Origin of the sequence: Leyella lascolaii (assembly GCF_900079775.1) — a bacterium.
Classification (GTDB): Bacteria; Bacteroidota; Bacteroidia; order Bacteroidales; family Bacteroidaceae; genus Prevotella; species Prevotella lascolaii.
Genome location: NZ_LT556036.1, coordinates 328,125 through 344,128, shown reverse-complemented (window position 1 = coordinate 344,128; position 16,004 = coordinate 328,125). Strand labels below are relative to the sequence as shown.

General features: G+C 47.1%; 19 protein-coding genes. 18 read left to right on the top strand and 1 reads right to left on the bottom strand.

All coding sequences use genetic code 11. The features are described 5' to 3' along the window. From BN4609_RS04725 to BN4609_RS16915, 11 genes are all read left to right on the top strand, one after another. Entirely contained in the window at positions 1-1,182 is a 1,182-nt protein-coding gene (locus BN4609_RS04725) for an FAD synthase family protein (protein WP_068855484.1), read from the top strand. 17 nt (positions 1,183-1,199) lie between these two features. Continuing rightward, on the top strand, positions 1,200-1,529 hold the full coding sequence (locus tag BN4609_RS04720; RefSeq protein WP_068855483.1) for an L-rhamnose mutarotase: 330 nt from the start codon (positions 1,200-1,202) through the stop codon (positions 1,527-1,529). Beyond that, the gene (locus BN4609_RS17120) at positions 1,526-1,648 is read left to right on the top strand and encodes a hypothetical protein (RefSeq protein WP_306455815.1); all 123 of its coding nucleotides are present in this window, start codon (positions 1,526-1,528) and stop codon (positions 1,646-1,648) included. Before BN4609_RS04720 ends, BN4609_RS17120 begins: the two co-directional genes overlap by 4 nt. After that, a complete protein-coding gene (locus BN4609_RS04715) occupies positions 1,642-2,763 on the top strand; it encodes an MFS transporter (RefSeq protein ID WP_306455814.1) in 1,122 nt (373 codons plus the stop codon). Before BN4609_RS17120 ends, BN4609_RS04715 begins: the two co-directional genes overlap by 7 nt. Before the next feature lie 38 nt (positions 2,764-2,801). Continuing rightward, complete coding sequence (locus tag BN4609_RS04710; RefSeq protein WP_084791355.1) at positions 2,802-4,721, top strand: AbiJ-related protein; 1,920 nt, start codon at positions 2,802-2,804, stop codon at positions 4,719-4,721. 2 nt (positions 4,722-4,723) lie between these two features. After that, positions 4,724-5,602 (top strand): hypothetical protein, encoded by an 879-nt coding sequence (locus BN4609_RS04705; protein WP_068855481.1) that lies wholly within the window; start codon positions 4,724-4,726, stop codon positions 5,600-5,602. A 101-nt stretch (positions 5,603-5,703) separates the two neighbouring features. Then, positions 5,704-5,919 (top strand): sugar MFS transporter, encoded by a 216-nt coding sequence (locus BN4609_RS04700; protein WP_164071573.1) that lies wholly within the window; start codon positions 5,704-5,706, stop codon positions 5,917-5,919. A 41-nt stretch (positions 5,920-5,960) separates the two neighbouring features. Beyond that, a complete protein-coding gene (locus tag BN4609_RS04695; protein ID WP_068855479.1) occupies positions 5,961-6,689 on the top strand; it encodes a hypothetical protein in 729 nt (242 codons plus the stop codon). A 123-nt stretch (positions 6,690-6,812) separates the two neighbouring features. After that, positions 6,813-7,331 (top strand): YjbH domain-containing protein, encoded by a 519-nt coding sequence (locus BN4609_RS04690; protein ID WP_306455813.1) that lies wholly within the window; start codon positions 6,813-6,815, stop codon positions 7,329-7,331. 6 nt (positions 7,332-7,337) lie between these two features. Continuing rightward, positions 7,338-7,562, top strand: coding sequence for a hypothetical protein (locus BN4609_RS17115; protein ID WP_306455812.1), 225 nt, complete (start codon positions 7,338-7,340; stop codon positions 7,560-7,562). Between the two features lie 428 nt (positions 7,563-7,990). Further along, positions 7,991-8,161, top strand: a complete 171-nt coding sequence (locus BN4609_RS16915; protein WP_241033196.1) for a hypothetical protein — start codon at positions 7,991-7,993, stop codon at positions 8,159-8,161. 2 nt (positions 8,162-8,163) lie between these two features. On the opposite strand, the gene BN4609_RS04680 is transcribed toward BN4609_RS16915, so the two are convergent. Then, positions 8,164-8,823 (bottom strand): M23 family metallopeptidase, encoded by a 660-nt coding sequence (locus BN4609_RS04680; protein ID WP_068855477.1) that lies wholly within the window; start codon positions 8,821-8,823, stop codon positions 8,164-8,166. Positions 8,824-9,097: 274 nt separating this feature from the next. Here BN4609_RS04680 and BN4609_RS04675 point away from each other — a divergent pair, with 274 nt between their 5' ends. The 7 genes from BN4609_RS04675 (at position 9,098) to BN4609_RS04645 (ending at position 15,961) form a co-directional block, all read left to right on the top strand. Beyond that, positions 9,098-10,633 (top strand): RNA/DNA-binding domain-containing protein, encoded by a 1,536-nt coding sequence (locus BN4609_RS04675; RefSeq protein WP_068855644.1) that lies wholly within the window; start codon positions 9,098-9,100, stop codon positions 10,631-10,633. A 214-nt stretch (positions 10,634-10,847) separates the two neighbouring features. Next, positions 10,848-11,612: a DUF4099 domain-containing protein gene (locus BN4609_RS04670; protein WP_068855476.1), complete on the top strand. Its 765-nt coding sequence runs from the start codon at positions 10,848-10,850 to the stop codon at positions 11,610-11,612. A gap of 6 nt (positions 11,613-11,618) precedes the next feature. Next, complete coding sequence (locus BN4609_RS04665; RefSeq protein ID WP_068855475.1) at positions 11,619-11,843, top strand: hypothetical protein; 225 nt, start codon at positions 11,619-11,621, stop codon at positions 11,841-11,843. A 31-nt stretch (positions 11,844-11,874) separates the two neighbouring features. Then, complete coding sequence (locus BN4609_RS04660; RefSeq protein ID WP_068855474.1) at positions 11,875-13,488, top strand: hypothetical protein; 1,614 nt, start codon at positions 11,875-11,877, stop codon at positions 13,486-13,488. 46 nt (positions 13,489-13,534) lie between these two features. Further along, positions 13,535-14,785 carry a toprim domain-containing protein gene (locus BN4609_RS04655; RefSeq protein WP_068855473.1) on the top strand — a complete coding sequence of 417 codons (1,251 nt, stop codon included), beginning with the start codon at positions 13,535-13,537 and terminating at the stop codon, positions 14,783-14,785. Then, positions 14,782-15,288 carry a PH domain-containing protein gene (locus BN4609_RS04650; protein ID WP_237472330.1) on the top strand — a complete coding sequence of 169 codons (507 nt, stop codon included), beginning with the start codon at positions 14,782-14,784 and terminating at the stop codon, positions 15,286-15,288. Before BN4609_RS04655 ends, BN4609_RS04650 begins: the two co-directional genes overlap by 4 nt. Then, positions 15,269-15,961, top strand: coding sequence for a hypothetical protein (locus BN4609_RS04645; RefSeq protein WP_018667499.1), 693 nt, complete (start codon positions 15,269-15,271; stop codon positions 15,959-15,961). The genes BN4609_RS04650 and BN4609_RS04645 overlap by 20 nt, the downstream gene beginning before the upstream one ends. Positions 15,962-16,004: the final 43 nt, after the last annotated feature.

The following is a 16,004-nucleotide window of genomic DNA, read 5'->3' as shown; positions in this document are numbered from 1 at the left end:
ATGACACCGAAGAAAGTATTTGTATCAGGTTGTTATGACCTGTTGCACAGCGGACACGTGGAATTTTTCCGTCAAGCCGCCCAATATGGCGACCTTTATGTGGGCATCGGTTCTGATGAAACCATCCTGCATTACAAGAAACACCGTACCGTCTATCCTGAAAAAGAACGATTGTTCATGGTCAAAGCCATTCGCTACGTAAAGGATGCCTTCATTAACGTCGGTGACGGAGTAATGGATTTTGTGCCGACCGTGGAACAGTTGCGGCCCGACATCTTTGTTGTGAATGAGGATGGTGCCTCTGACGAAAAAGAGGCCCTATGCCGTCGAATGGGAATGGAATACATCGTGTTGCCACGTACCCCGTCGGAAGGATTGACCGCCCGCTCCAGCACCGACCTTAAAAAGCAAACTTGCTCCATACCGACCCGACTGGATTTGGCCGGGACTTGGATTGACCAGCCGTATGTATCTCGATACGGTGCAGGTTGGGCGATAACCATATCCCTCGAACCCACCTTTGAGATACAAGACAGGTGCGGATTATCCACCTCCACCCGTAACCGCATCCGCAGCATTTGGCCGTATAAATTGCCCGATATGGATCCAGAAATGCTCGCCCGTCTGGTGTTCTGCTTCGAGAATGACCCCGAAAGGTCGGACGGGATTATCTCTGGCGCACAAGATGCCATAGGAATTTGTATGCCCGGTTTGGTACGCCATTATTATGACGGACACTACTGGCCCACGCATTTCGAATCATGTCACGATGAGGAGGTCTTGAATTGGCTGGAAGAAAGGTTGTGTTTGGTGCCGATGTTCCCACGCAGAGATGGCTGTTCGGTAATAGAGGGGGTACAGATAGATGCGCAACATGTGCGGGCACTCACCACAGCCGCTGATGAATGCTGGAATGCTATTCTAAGCCGTGACCTTGAACACTTTGCTTCTGCCTACAAGGCTTCTTTCGAGGCGCAAGTAGCCATGTTTCCCGCCATGATGCAACCCGGAGTACAAGAATATATAGACAAATACTCCGTCATGGACGGAGTGTTGGCGTGGAAAATGCCAGGTGCCGGAGGTGGCGGCTACCTTGCTTTGGTATGCAGGGATGAAGACAGCATTCCCGAAGGAGCCATCCGATTGACCATCCGCCGTCGTAATTCTGGTGACAAGTTCTAACAGATCCCTCACGCGCAATGAAACGATATTGTCAAATACTCACCTTCCCCGACAATGCACAAGCCATAGAGGCATACGTAGAGGTGCACAGACGTGTATGGCCGGAAATAAAGGAAGGCATTCGTTCGGTAGGCATACTTGACATGCAAATCTACCTTCATGGACACACATCGTTCATGATTATGGATACGGTGGATGACTTCGACTGGGAAAAGGACAATGCAAGGTTGGCCACCCTGCCCAGACAGGCGGAGTGGGAAGCATACGTTGCCCAGTTCCAAGGTTGCGACCCGACAGCACCATCAACAGAGAAATGGCAACTGATGGAACAAATCTTCAAGCTATGAGTGGCCAAACAAGAGGCATGTTCAGGGGAACAGACGGTCGTAACTATGTGACGGTGTTCGCCCTTGTCGCCTCACTGTTCTTCTTATGGGGAGTAGCCCATAGCATCCTTGTGTGCTGAACAAGCATTTTCAAGATGTGCTGGTCATCTCCAAAGCTCGCAGCGCATTGGTACAGGCGATGGTATATGGCGGCTATTTCCTCATGGCCATCCCGGCAGGACGGATTATACGCCGGTGGGGCTACCGCATCGGTATTGTGACTGGACTGTTGCTTTATGGTACAGGCGCATTGCTGTTCATTCCCGGTGGGCAATTGATGTCCTTCCCGTTTTTCCTGTTCTGCCTGTTTCTCATAGGATGCGGACTGACGTGTCTCGAAACCTCGGCCAATCCCTATATCTCCGTATTGGGTGAAAAACGGTCGGCAGCCGCCAGGCTCAACCTTGCACAAGCCCTCAACGGGCTTGGCTGGGTGGTAGGGCCGATGGTTGGAGGGCTTCTAATTCTTGGGGAAGAAGATGGGAATATATCCTTACCTTACGCGGTCATTGGCTGCTTAGTGGTCGTACTGGGATTCGTATTTTTCCGTTTGCATCTACCATCGCCAGATGAGGAGAATACGAAATTTGATGAACCTATGCCAGACACGTCATCCGTCACCTCCATCTGGCACATCCGCACTTTCCGTTATGGAGTAGTGGCATTGTTGCTCTATGTGTCCGCGCAAACCGGGATCAACTCATTCTTCATCAACTATGCCCTTGAAGCCGACGCCTCGCTAAGCCCGTCCACGGCAGCGATGATGCTCTCCATTGGCGGCATGGGATTGTTTATGGCAGGCCGCCTGCTCGGTTCGCTCATCTTAAAGGCCGTAGCTCCTGCGCGGCTGATGACGGCCTGTGCCATCGGTGCAACTATCTGCATGCTGCTCACCATCACCTCCAGTGGAAAAGTAGGAATGACGGCACTCTGTCTTACTTACCTGTTTGAGAGCGTGATGTTTCCTACCATTTTCTCAATGGCACTGACCGATGTCACAGGCGGCAATACCAAGACAGCATCATCCTACCTTGTTATGTCTATCGTGGGCGGGGCAATAGCTCCTGTACTGATGGGGTTGTTAGGTGAAAACAATATGGCACTCGGATTCCTCATTCCGCTGTTTTGTTTTATTGTCATAGCGATGTATGCTTTTTCTTACAAGCGGCTAAGGGTAAGCATAAGAGACATATGATAACTGTTTTACTCTCATAACGAGTTTCCAGACTGAACATGATTTCTATACAATTAATAAACGAAATCTATCCATTGCTTAGAACGCTCGTACATGCAATCAGATTTAATTCGGATTTAATGAACGATTTGTCCGAACTATGGAACGTGTACCAAAAAGTATCAACAGGCGAAGATAAAAGATATCAAATACTTGGAGATGAAATAGAAAAACACTTTATATTAAATGAAGATTGGTCTGAGGACAAATTGCTTAAATCTATTTTAAAAGTCACAGAAGACGAAAATTTGTTCCTGAAATTCTTGGAGCGCATCATAAATTACAAGAAAAACAGAGATAAGCAAGAAATCATAGAACGAATTAAGGTTCTACTTGAAAAGGAACGATTGACTATTGTAGAGGTTGATGGTATATTGCGTATCGAGTTCCAAGACGCAAATCGTTTGAAAATAAATAATTTTACGCCATTCATTCGATGTAATTCCCAAATTGTGACCTATACCAACTTTACAGAAGAAAACATAGAATGGCCCAATGAAACCGATTGTTTTGTGCTTACTCACAATTATGCCTGGAATGATTTTGGCTATTTTACGTGGTTTGCTCTCCACTATATTGATAAAGATGGACAAAAACACTACATAGGCACTGTGAAAATAATGAAGCGTGGATGTGACGATACGAGTAACGTATTGGAGCAACGTTTCTTTTCGCTCTCAGAAGCGTTTTGCTCTTTGGGTTTTGATGTGTCTTACTATCAGAATTTGAAGAAAGTATTGGGAAATAAAGCTTATGATTGCCTTGCTGCGCTTCGAGATGTGGCTTGTTTTTCAAGTATACATGAGGCATTCGAAAAAGAAAAAGTGTTTACCAATTCATTATGTAGGTTCAACTCTTCCGAGAAAGCCCTGCGTGAAGGGCGATATTTCGTTAATGGACGAGATATAAAGGATGCTTATTCTTTCACTTTCATATATAGCCCCAAATACAAAGATCCAGACGACAGGGGTAATGTGATTGATTTTAATTTCGCATATAAATGTCAGCCTTATAAACGGATCATCGGATTGATTGGTGAAAACGGAGTTGGGAAAACAACCCTCATTAACGACATGGTTGATGCTCTTGTAAAGAACAAGAAAGAAGGGTTTGAGGGACTTAGACCCATATTCAGTCAAGTCATCATTGTTTCATATTCGCCGTTTGACCATTTTCCTCCCAACAATGCAAATTACATAATGGGATATAAATATTGTGGCTTGCTAAAAAGACAAAATGAACTTCTTTCTTTAGATGAACAGGTGAATCATCTCATCGATAATATTAAAAAAATTATCGAAAGAGAACAATCTGACTATCTGATGACAGCATGGAAAGAAATAATGTTAGAAGTATTTCCCAAAGATACCGTCAGAGCTATATACCATGACATGGCAGTAGACAATGAGGGCACTAAAAATGTTTGCAAAAGGATGAGTTCTGGTGAAACCATGTTCATATTCGCCATCAGTGACATACTGGCAAACATTAGGAATGATACTCTTCTTTTCTTTGATGAACCAGAGCAACACCTTCATCCTCATGCTATATCCCAATTATTAAAAGCTGTCTTCGATATCTTGGAGAGATTTCAGTCATATGCAATAATATCAACCCATTCTGCATTGGTAGTAAGAGAAATGGTAGCCGAAAATGTGTATGTATTCAATAGAAATTTAAACACTTTGAATGTAAGCAAGATAGGCTATGAATGTTTTGGGGAGGATATATCAGTGATAAGTGATGTGATATTCAAAAATTTAAATGATGAAAAACGGTATGAAAAGTTCATTGCAGATACAGCTGAAAAGTGTGCTTGGGACTATGATAGGACTATAGAAGCTCTTCAGTTACATGGAAAGATAGGCTTAAATCTTCGATTAATTATTAGAAACATCATCAATCAGCATCAGAATTAATTATGAGGAATCTTCAACCCTATACAGATAATTCACGTGAGTTCATTGATGGTATCATATCAAAATGTAAATCGATAGAGAAGAAATCCTCATGCCAAGACATTGTAGACAGATACGGTGAATGTATTAATGAATATGATAGTGCATTTGAAAATGATGATTTAGAAAGATTGATTGCGAACCACCCTGAACTTTGTGCAAGAGAAAAGGAACAGTTTAAATCACTTTATAGCTACAAAGGAAGCGAAATCTCTAAATTACGGCATAGATTACTCACTGACGAAAGAGGCTTTGAAAACGTATTTTGCCCAATATGTGAAGTAAACCTTGTTCAAACAATGGATCACTTTATTCCCCAAGAGCAATTCCCTCTATACGTGGTGCATCCCAAAAATCTCATTCCCTGTTGCCAAACTTGCAATCAACATAAATCAGCCAAAACATTAGACGATTCAGGCAGAAGGCATTATTGGAATGCTTATTTGGATGTAGTGCCTAATGATAAATTTCTATACTGCTCAATTACAGAAAGGAATGGTCTCCCACACGCCACGTTTTATTTACAGCAAGGAGAAATCGACAATAGAATTTTCAGGCTGCTTGAAAATACCATGAAAGAGCAGGATGTACTGAAAACATTCGAAGCAGGGAGTGGAGCAGCTATTATGAATCTTATAAAGGAAACAGTTATGTATATTAGAAAAGACGCATGCGCTCATACGCTTAATTATTGCATAGAACAGGTAAGCGACCAAAAACAAATTTGTTCGGAAATAAACAACTGGAAAGATGTGCTCGATAAAGCTCTTTTGGAAAGTGCTGTGTTTATAAAATGTCTGAGAGAAGAACTTAAAAGATGTGATGTTCCGTTCAAAGATTAATCTGTATATTGCTAACCATTACCTCCAACGGGCGAGTAGGAATGACGGCACTATGCCTTACCTATCTGATTGAGAATGTGATGTTCCCTACCATCTTCTTGATGGCACTGACCGATGTCACAGGCAACAATACCAAGACTGCATCCTCCTACTCTGTCATGTCCATTATGGGTGGAGCAATTATACCTATATTGATGGGGGTGTTGGGCGAAACCGATATGGCATTTGGATTCCTTGTTCCCTTGGCGCTGCTTTGTGGGCATAATGCTTTACGCATTCTCTTACAAGCAACTTATATTCAAATAAATGAAATGTAATGTAAACGGTATTTGTAAACCTGTATCATTATATTATTGCAATGAAAAAGTTATTTCGTAAATTGTTCTCTTATAAAGCATGGTCATATGCTGCAGCTATTGTTACTGTACTAATGGCTATTCCAGTACTTAAAGAATGTATGAAAAAGCTCCCTACAATTGATGTATCGGTGGGAAAGTATTGGGTGACCGATGAAGAAAAAGTGACTTTGCTGTATGTTGTACCAAACACTGCAATAGACAAATACCAAGTCCCTATTCCTCTTTCTTTTATTAATAATGGGGAATTTGCAATACACAATTTTTCAGGCAGACTGTCAACAGAACTATTGAAGATTGGCAGCTATGACAATAAAGATGTCTATATGAGAAGATTTTTGAACGGAGATGAACATCTGGACAATCATATACAAAACATATATGTAAAGTCTGCATCAATGGCTGGCAAAGGAAAAATTGAACTTTCAACCAAAGGTTATGAACTGAATTTCGTTCGTAGGAAAGAGTTGCAAACTTCCTTCCCTGCATTTGATAATTTTAATTTTAACCTTGAAATCACGTATGATAATCAAGAAACGGCCCAGAGCATTATTTTCAATGCTATCTGTATGTCAGAAAGTCAATACAAGTTGCTAACCCAAAAGAAGTTGGACAGAGGAAAGACTTTTGTCATATTTACAGAAGCTGTGCGTCTGATTGACCATGAAGATGGCATAAAAATAGTGATATGTAGGTTGAAAGGTAGCGAAAAGTCTATTGTAAAAATGTAACATCTTACGTTTGAAATCTATCTGAAAGATATTAATTTATATGTCAGCCATTATGGGAAATATCCATAATGGCTGGCTTTGATTTTAATAGATAATCATAGTCAAAAACAGATGATACCAATTATGAAAAAGCACCTTGTAATTTATATTTTCTTTTTCAACTTTCCTTTTGCTGATATTGCATATGGGCAATTTGCCTATGGAACAACCGGACTGCTACATATGCCCACGGCTGACATGCATCGGGACAAGACCGTGATGGTAGGAACGTCTTACTTGGATATTGCAGCCATGCCGGGCGAATGGAATTACAACATTTGGAACTACTACTGGAACTTGACTTTTTTTCCTTGGTTGGAAGTAGGCTATGTATGTACGCTGTTGAAAATGGCAGTGTCAGAATTGCAGTTGCCCAACAAGTTCCGCAATCAAGACAGGCATTTTGCCGTTAGATTACGGCTGTGGAAAGAAAGTTGGTGGAAGCCGTGGACACCTCAAGTGGTATTGGGAACGAATGACCCTGGTACGAGTTCGCACAGTAATGGATTTGGTTCGGTCTCTGCCACCAGGAACGGTTATTGGAATCGCTACTACTTGGCTATGTCCAAGCATTTCTCGTGGAAACAGGTGGTAGACATCTGAGTCCATGTGGCGTATCTCTATAACCGGGAATTGAATCACTACAATGGACCGGACATCGGAGCCAACCTGCGCTTCAATCTGCCCGAAAGTTCGTTCGGAAACAAGTTGTTGAACGGCCTGAACCTGATGGTAGAGTATGATTCGTGCACAGTGAATATGGGAGGCAGCTATTCGGTGTGGAAAGACCGAATCAATGTGGTGTCTGAGTTGAACCAATGCAAACACCTTTAGACCGGAATGTATTTCAAACTATGCCTATTTTAACGACAAACAATGGTGAATAATAGTTGCAAGCCCTTCTCCTTGTCTTGAACTTGGAGCAAGGGCTTTTCTTGTACTTGCACCCATTATAAAAATTCAAAAACGCCCATAGAAAAGCGTCAATCATTTGTGTGGCTCATAAAAATTTTGTATATTAGTATTCTGAAATTCAATTTATTATGGGATATATTATATTGATTATACTGGGATATTTCCTACTTAATTTCTGTGGGAAGATTCTACGAAAGGTATGTTCGGCTGAAACCACTGCCTTGTGGTTGGCCGTATTGTTTTGCTGGCTTCTATTGGACTGGTTCTGGGTGGGTGCCATCTTATTGGCATGGCGGTACATATTGATTCCTTTTGCCAAGTATCAAGAGCGGCATCCCAACAGGTACATGAGAAATGCAAATGCAAATGGAAATGCGAATTTGAACAAGGTCATCCTTTGGGCAATTCCCATCTTCTGGCCTATACTGATAGCGAGGCTGTTCCTGTCGGGCAAGACTTACAAGCCGAGGATGAACGAATATGACTACGAGCAGTTCCTTAAAGGGAACGGGAAGTGAGCTTAGTCGTCTGCTACCAAATGCGCCCATGCTTCCGCACGTGTTTCACGGACGAATTGCAACAGGATGGCCGGGTCGATGTGCTTCTTGCCGTATTTGGCGGTAATGTGCAAGTGTGGCCCGGTACTACGTCCGGTGTTGCCACTGATTGCCACCACCTCTCCGGGCAAGACTTGTACGCCTTTCTTTACCAATGTTTTCGACAGATGGCAATAACTGACTGTGTAGTCACCGTGACGGATGGTCACATAGTTGCCCGAACGCTTGTCGGATGACACCTTAACCACCTCGCCCGGCATCATGGCATAGACCTCCTCATTCCTCGCCCGCAAGTCCAAGCCGTTGTGGTTGCTCCGCTTGCCAGTGAGAGGGTCTTTGCGCCGTCCGTAAGGTGAAGTGACCATGATTTCCTTCAAAGGATAAGAAACACTCATATAACAGCCTATCCACCGGCTGTGCATTTCTTCTGAATGTTTCCCTGCCATCGATGGTTGGGAAACAGGATTATCGGCCTTTCCTGCTTCGGGGAGGCTTTTTGTGTCCTTTTGCTCCGCAACTTCCTCTACTTTATAGAGCGGCTTGCTGTAAGCAATAGTGTGGAATTGCGCTTGTACGGAGAGGAAACAAGAAGACAGGGTAAATAGTAGCCATGACTTTTTCATGGCACAAAAGTAATATGTGGTTTGCGTAAAAGCGGAAAGACGATAGTGGGAATGGCTATATTATAAGATTTTATAGGGAATCAGACCTGTCAATCAGACTTCGCAACGATTATACAACGGATGCCTGAAAAAATGGAGAAATCTCTCTTAACTTGGAAGTTACACCGTAAAAAACATTATATTTGCAAATTGTAAGAAGTAATTGCATCACCAAAGTGAGGTCGTATCAATCAAGCAACCGATGACAATGCAGTTGCAACATAACAAGAATCGTATGACAGACATCAGAAGAGAATTATATGCCTTGGTCCAAAAAGGTGAATCGGCCGAAGTCGAGTTCAAATCCGCTCGTGGTGGCTTTCCCGGCAGCTTTTGGGAAACCTATTCGGCATTTGCCAATACCAACGGGGGCACAATCATATTGGGCGTACAGAAAAAGGATGGAAAATTCTTGTTCGATGGTCTTTCCGAAGAAACGGCACTCAAACACAAAAAGATTTTTTGGGACAACGCACATAACCGTGGAAAGGTAAGCGTTTGCCTGCCCCACGAACAGGATGTCGAAGTCAAGGAAATAGATGGAGCGTATCTGCTCGTTTGCCACATTCCCCGGGCTGAATACAATATGCGTCCTGTGTACCTCACGACCAACCCCATTGGCAATACCTATCGCAGGAATCATGAGGGCGATTACCAGTGTACAGACGCGGAAGTGAGACGGATGTTTGCCGATGCGGAACATGAGAGCCATCCGCAAGATGCCATCATACGAAAAGGATTCACCCTTGAAAATGCCATCGACCTGCCGTCACTGCACCAATACCGCCAGTTATTCGTCAGCCTGCACCCCACCCATCCTTGGGCAAAACTTACGGACGACCTGCAATTCATGGAGAAGATTGGTGCTTATTCCCACAACATAGCGACGGACGAAAGCGGCATCACCCGTGCCGGGCTTTTGATGTTCGGCCAATCCGACATGATAACAAACCCAGCCGGAGAACCTTATTATTTTGTGGATTACCAAGAGCGGTTGTACACCGATGATGCCAGGGTACGCTGGACCGACCGCATCTATCCAGATGGCACATGGGAGGCCAACCTGTTCCAATTCTATATACGAGTGTACAACAAACTCATCCAAGCCCTGCCCAAGCCATTCAAGTTGATAGGCGATGAAAGGCAAGAGGAAACAGCCGCTCATGATGCCGTGCGCGAGGCATTGATAAACTGCATAGTCCATCAAGACCTGAATGCAACAGGCAACATTGTAATACGCAGAACGGAAACGGAACTAACTTTCTCCAACCCCGGCATGATGTTAGTGTCGAAGCAACAATACTTTAAAGGAGGAAGAAGCATCTGCCGTAATCCGACTTTGCAAAAAATGTTCATGTTGTTGGGCAAGGCAGAAAAAGCCGGAAGCGGTGTGGACAAGATATTGGCCGGATGGAAAGAATTAGGTTGGGATGAGCCTAAGTTGACCGAAGAAGTGCAGCCCGATTATGTGGTGTTGACGTTGCCCATCGGGAACACCCATCAAGAAAAAACCATCAAGAAAACCCACCAAGAAAACCCACCAAGAAAACCCATCAAGAAGGACTTGAGGAGAGCGTTGATTTTGGATTTCTGCAAAGAACCCAAAAGTTTTTTGGAAATAATGAATATGCTCAATTTGAAAGACAGGGTAAACTTCAAGCGCGTGTATATTTCTCCCTTGATAACTGAAGGCCTGCTGTCAATGACAGAACCTGACAACCCAACCAGCAGGAATCAAATGTATGTAGCGACCAAGGCTGAAAAGTCTTAATTGTACCTGTAAACATAACGACTTATACCCGAATGGGGCTTCCCGGCACGAACGTGCTTAGGGAAGCCCCATTCTTCGTTTGAAGTATGATTGACAGTATGATTTTCGGTTGCCAACATAATTAAGCCTAAATCCGGGCAGATTTCTTCTTGCACTTTCTTTTGCCGCTTGCAGCCGTCTTACATTTGTCCGAGAACAAATAAATTTCGGACGAATGAACAGATACAAATTCCCCGAGGAGGAAGTGCCCTACGGCATCCTCGAACAATTCGGACTGACAAGGGAGATGATAGGCGACCTGCCGGTGAATGTGCTGCAAGCCATCCATTCGGGCCGCCGTTCACCCATTTTGCCCATTCGTGTGGACGATTCGGAAGGCAACACCATTCATGCCCGGACACGCTTCTCGTTGGTGCGGCGTGAGGACGGCACCGCCGATGTGCTGTTTTATCCCGTGCTGGTGGAGAGCCGCTTGGAGCGGTTCAGCGAAGAGCAGAAACAACGCCTTATAGAAGGAAAGGCGGTCATTGCACCGATGCAAGGCGACAGTGACAACCCCGTGCAGGCGTTCCACCAGATAGATTCCGGCACGAAGCAAATCCTCTCCGTACCCACACCCGTCATTGGGCGCAACCTGCAAATCATAGCCGACGAGTTCCACCTTTCCCATGCTGAAATCAACTGCCTGCGGGTAGGTGAACCGCTGACCGTGGCCGAGGGCGATGAACTGATGACCATCGGCATCGACCTGAACGAGCCTACGGGCCTGTTGGTGTGCGCGGGTGACAGTGTACAATGGAAGCAGGAAGCGAAACGCGAATGGGACAAGTACAACTTCGGCTGTTTCGGCTGCTGGGTCGCAGACGGCGAGGGCGGTCTCGACTATGTGCACGAGGACGACTACACCGAGGAAATGTGGAACGAGTTGAAGCGGAGCAGCCAGCACAGGATGCAGAACGCCAACACTCCCAAACTATAAGGCATCATGTCAAAAGAAGAATACTACCCGGAAGAAACCCTTGTGGAAAAGGTGCAGAGCGGTGAATATGGTTGGAAAGACTATGTATGGCACCATTCGAGGGAATGGAGGACGGAATACGAAAAGTACTGCCGCCTGCGCGACCTGCCAATGGACGACGACACCGCCTTGCGCTTCCTCGACATGAAGCAGGAGGAGATAGAAACTGCACTCGCCAACGGCGATGCCTGATTATCGTATAACAGCATGAGAATAACCCGAGATGAGCATACGAAAGAATACCACCCCCCGCCCCTTGGAACTGCCGCCGGAGATGCGAGACCTGTTGGCCCGCAACGGCATGAGAGGACATATAGCGGGAAGTAGCGAAGGATTTGTCCTGCTTGTGCAGGGGCATGACTCCCCGTTGCTTTCCTATCCCATTACCGAAAAGCAGTTGCAGGCACTGACCGACTGGGGCACAAACTACGCCAACCGACGGTGCTACAACACCTTCGCCAGCATCGTGGCGGCGGATTTCGACTTGCCCAGAGATTTCGTACACGCACGGAACGCCAACGGACGAGTGGCCATGGGGTTACACGGCTACCGCATCGGTGCGGGCGAATACGGACGGCTTGGACGCCCATTTCCTTTGCGCCACCCCTGGGGAGCCTGCTTCCTCGGCTGGACACCCCGCCAGCAGGACGGCTTCCACCTGCGACGCATCGGCGGTAACCTTTACTATCCCGGCGCACCGATAGTGCCCAACCGGCCTGACGGACGCATGAAACCCGGAGAGTTGCAGAGCGGCGGTTATGGCTTCTACTACAAGGGGCATCCCACCGCTACGGTGGCCGGGCAGGATGTGTTGGAGGAACTGGAAACGGTCATCACACCCTTGCAACCGAGGCCACGTCCTACCGAACCGGCCAAACCTTATCACACACTCATTACCTCACCCGTCTATTTCACCAACGAGAAATGGCAGGAATGCCTGGCAAGCCACGGCATACTTATCGACCCCGAACGCAAGACGCTGACCATACAATCCGCCTCCATTCCCGCAGACCTGCAATATGACTTGAAAGAGGAGGAACTGGCTGCATTGACCCACAATTCCGCGCAGGAAATGCCGGTGGAAAAGCGGCTGGAAATCATCAACGGCATCATCAAAGAGGATTTTTCCGTTCCCATCACGATGGATATGCTGAACAGCGACAAGACGATTGCCATCGAACTGCATCCGGCTGTCATGGAAGACCTGAACCGCCAGCTTGCCCAAGCGGAGCAACTGGAGCAAGGAATGCAGGGATTGCAAGGCGGGCAAGGACAATATGCCAATGAAGGGTTATCCGTAGTGCCCGAAGAAAGGGAACTGCCCAAAGACACGGTGGTGATGGACGGTAACGACCTTGCCTATATCCATCCCGACAAAGGCTGGTACAGGGAAGGGAGGCACGGACGGGAGGTGACGGTGGACGAGATTCGGGTAGAGCCCACCGAGACCGAGGGTAAGTACCGTATGACCGCCGTCATTGACGGAGAGGCCGTGAGCCACGAAATCACCCAGAAGCAATATGACAAGTTCATGGCCATCGATGACTACCACCGCTTGAAACTGTTTTCCAAGATATTCGGGGAAGTGGACATGAAATCGAGGGACAACGTGCCGTTGGGAACGAAAATCGGGGCGGCTTTGTTGGCGGGCGTGGCCGTTATGGGCGAACTGGGCCGTGGCCCACGCCCCGACATCTACTTAGAAAGGCACGGCCCTCCACCCCCACGCTGCTATTTCAAGCCCGGTGTGGACACACCGATGGATGTGGCGGCACGCAACTATGAGGCGGCCGTGAACACGGAACGGATGCAGCATGAGATGCGGCATGGAATGTGATTCAACGAAGAATGAAGAATTAAGAATGAGGAATTGAGAATTGGTCATGGCAGAACTGACTTACGAGGATTACAAGAGGCGACTGAGCATACAGGAATTGCTGGTGGACGCAGGCTATCGGCTGAACCGTCGTGACGGACTGCGTTATCCGTCGTATGTCCGCATTGACAGCGACGGGCGCAGGGTGCGCGGCGACAAGTTCATCGTCACCGGCAACGGCTTCTGCTGCTTCCAACCACCCGAACGCAAGAACTACAACGTCATCTCCTTCATCAAGGAACATCCCCACTTCTTTGCCGAATACACTCCGGGGATGTCCGCCGACCGGTTGGTCAACCTCGTATGTCGCCGCCTGTTGAACGAACCGCAGGAAATCCGTGAAACAAGGATATTCAACCCCGGCAAGGAGGGCAAACCGTTTGACATCGACGAATACGACCAGCAAGCCTTCCGCATGGACGATTGGGAGAGCCAGAAGAAGTTCTATCCCTATTTCAAGAACCGAGGGATAGACCTCGACACCCAACGTGCCTTTTGCGGCCATTTCTTCCTTGCTTCCAGACATCGGACAGACGGCAAGTCGTTCACCAACCTCGCTTTTCCATTGTCGCTGCCCGCATGGCCGGGCAAACAGATTGTCGGTTTGGAAGAACGCAGCCGCCCCAATGCCGAGGGGAAGACCGCTTACAAGGGCATGGCGGCAGGGAGTAACGCCACCGAAGGCATGTGGATAGGCAGGCTTGAGCAGCACCGCAGCGATGTGGGCTATACCACACCGCTGTCGGGAGCAAAGGATGTGTATTGGTTTGAGAGCGCCTTCGATGCGATGGCGTTCTACCAAATTGAAAAGAAGGGAAATGTGGCATACGCCGACTTGGGAAATGCCGTGTTTGTTTCCACGGGCGGTACCCCAAGCGTGCGGCAGTTTGCCGGGATGCTGGAGCAGACACCCGATGCCAACCACCACCTCTGTTTCGACCGCGACCGCGCAGGACAGCTTTATGCCGTGAACTTCGCCTTGCAGGTGAACGGGAGGGTATTCAACTCGCATACGACCAAGAAAGGCACCTTGGTTGTCACCGACTTGACAGGGAAATACAGGCGGCACGAAATGAATGTGGCCACCTTTGACTTTGACGCCATCTGTAAGGAACTCGGCTTGGAGAAACAGCATATCGATTACCGTCCTCCCAGCGAGGGTTACAAGGACTGGAACGACCAACTCTTGGACAAACGGATGGACGAGAGCATGGAACAAGATAATACAGAAGAAAAACAAACCAGATTCAGGCGATGACACAGATTAATTCACAATCCCCATTCATGCTACCCGGCACCCTGCAATTACGACCACGGACGTTGCAGTTTTTTATCGACAACCTGCCGTTGCTGACGCTCGACCTGTGCGGTTACGCTTGTGCCGGGATGGACGGAATGCCGTTAAAGGGATTGTTGCTTTGGTTGTCAGTGGCCATGTCGTTGGTCTTGGCTTACCGTTTTATCTACCTCAAACGCATGATTTACCGCATTACGGACGAACAACTTATATATGAACATGGGGTGATTACCCGGAGCAGCGATTACGTGGAACTATACCGGGTAGTGGATTTCGCCGAGCGGAGCAACCTGCTGCAACAACTTTGCGGGCTGAAAACCGTGAGCGTCCATTCAGGCGACCGCACCACGCCACAGCTTGACATCATCGGCATGGGGATAAATGACGATTTGGTGACTGTCATCCGTGGACGGGTAGAATTGAACAAACGAAGAAAGGGAATCTATGAAATCACGAACCGTTAAGATATGGGCCATCGTATTTGCCTTGTGCGCCGGCATCCGGGTACAAGCGCAATTCGTACAGACCAACCCTTTGGAATGGTTGGCCTTGGCAGAAGGCAACGAGGCTATCAATAGCCAGATACAAGACCAGATTGAAGGCCAGACTAAAACGGCGGTCTTGCAGAACACCATCGCCGCCGAGTTCAACCGCATTCATGAATGGGAACGCAAATACAGCGACTACCTGCAAACGGTGGAAGGTTATGCCTCCTCGCTGAAAGCAGCCACCACCCTGTATGAGGACGGGGTACGCATTTTCATCACTCTTGGCAAACTGCGCAAGGCCATCACCCACAATCCGCAAGGCATTGTCGCCACGATGAGCATGAACAACCTCTACATTGAAACGGCCACTGAACTTGTTTCGGTTTATACGCTACTCAGAAATGCCGTAGCTACCGGAGGGCCGCAGAACATGCTGACAGGTGCAGAACGGAGCGAAACCCTCTGGGCTTTGTCCGACAGGCTGGATGCTTTCAGCAAGAAACTGTACCTGCTGCATCTGAGCATCCGCTACTACACCATGACTGATGTGTGGAACAGCGTCACGGCCGGGATGATAGACCGTAGCAACGGGGAAGTGGCCCATGCTGCCTTAGACAGATGGAGGAGGGCGGCAAAAATCATTCAATGAAGAAAAAATAATGATGAATGAAGCATGGGAGGGATAAAGAAAC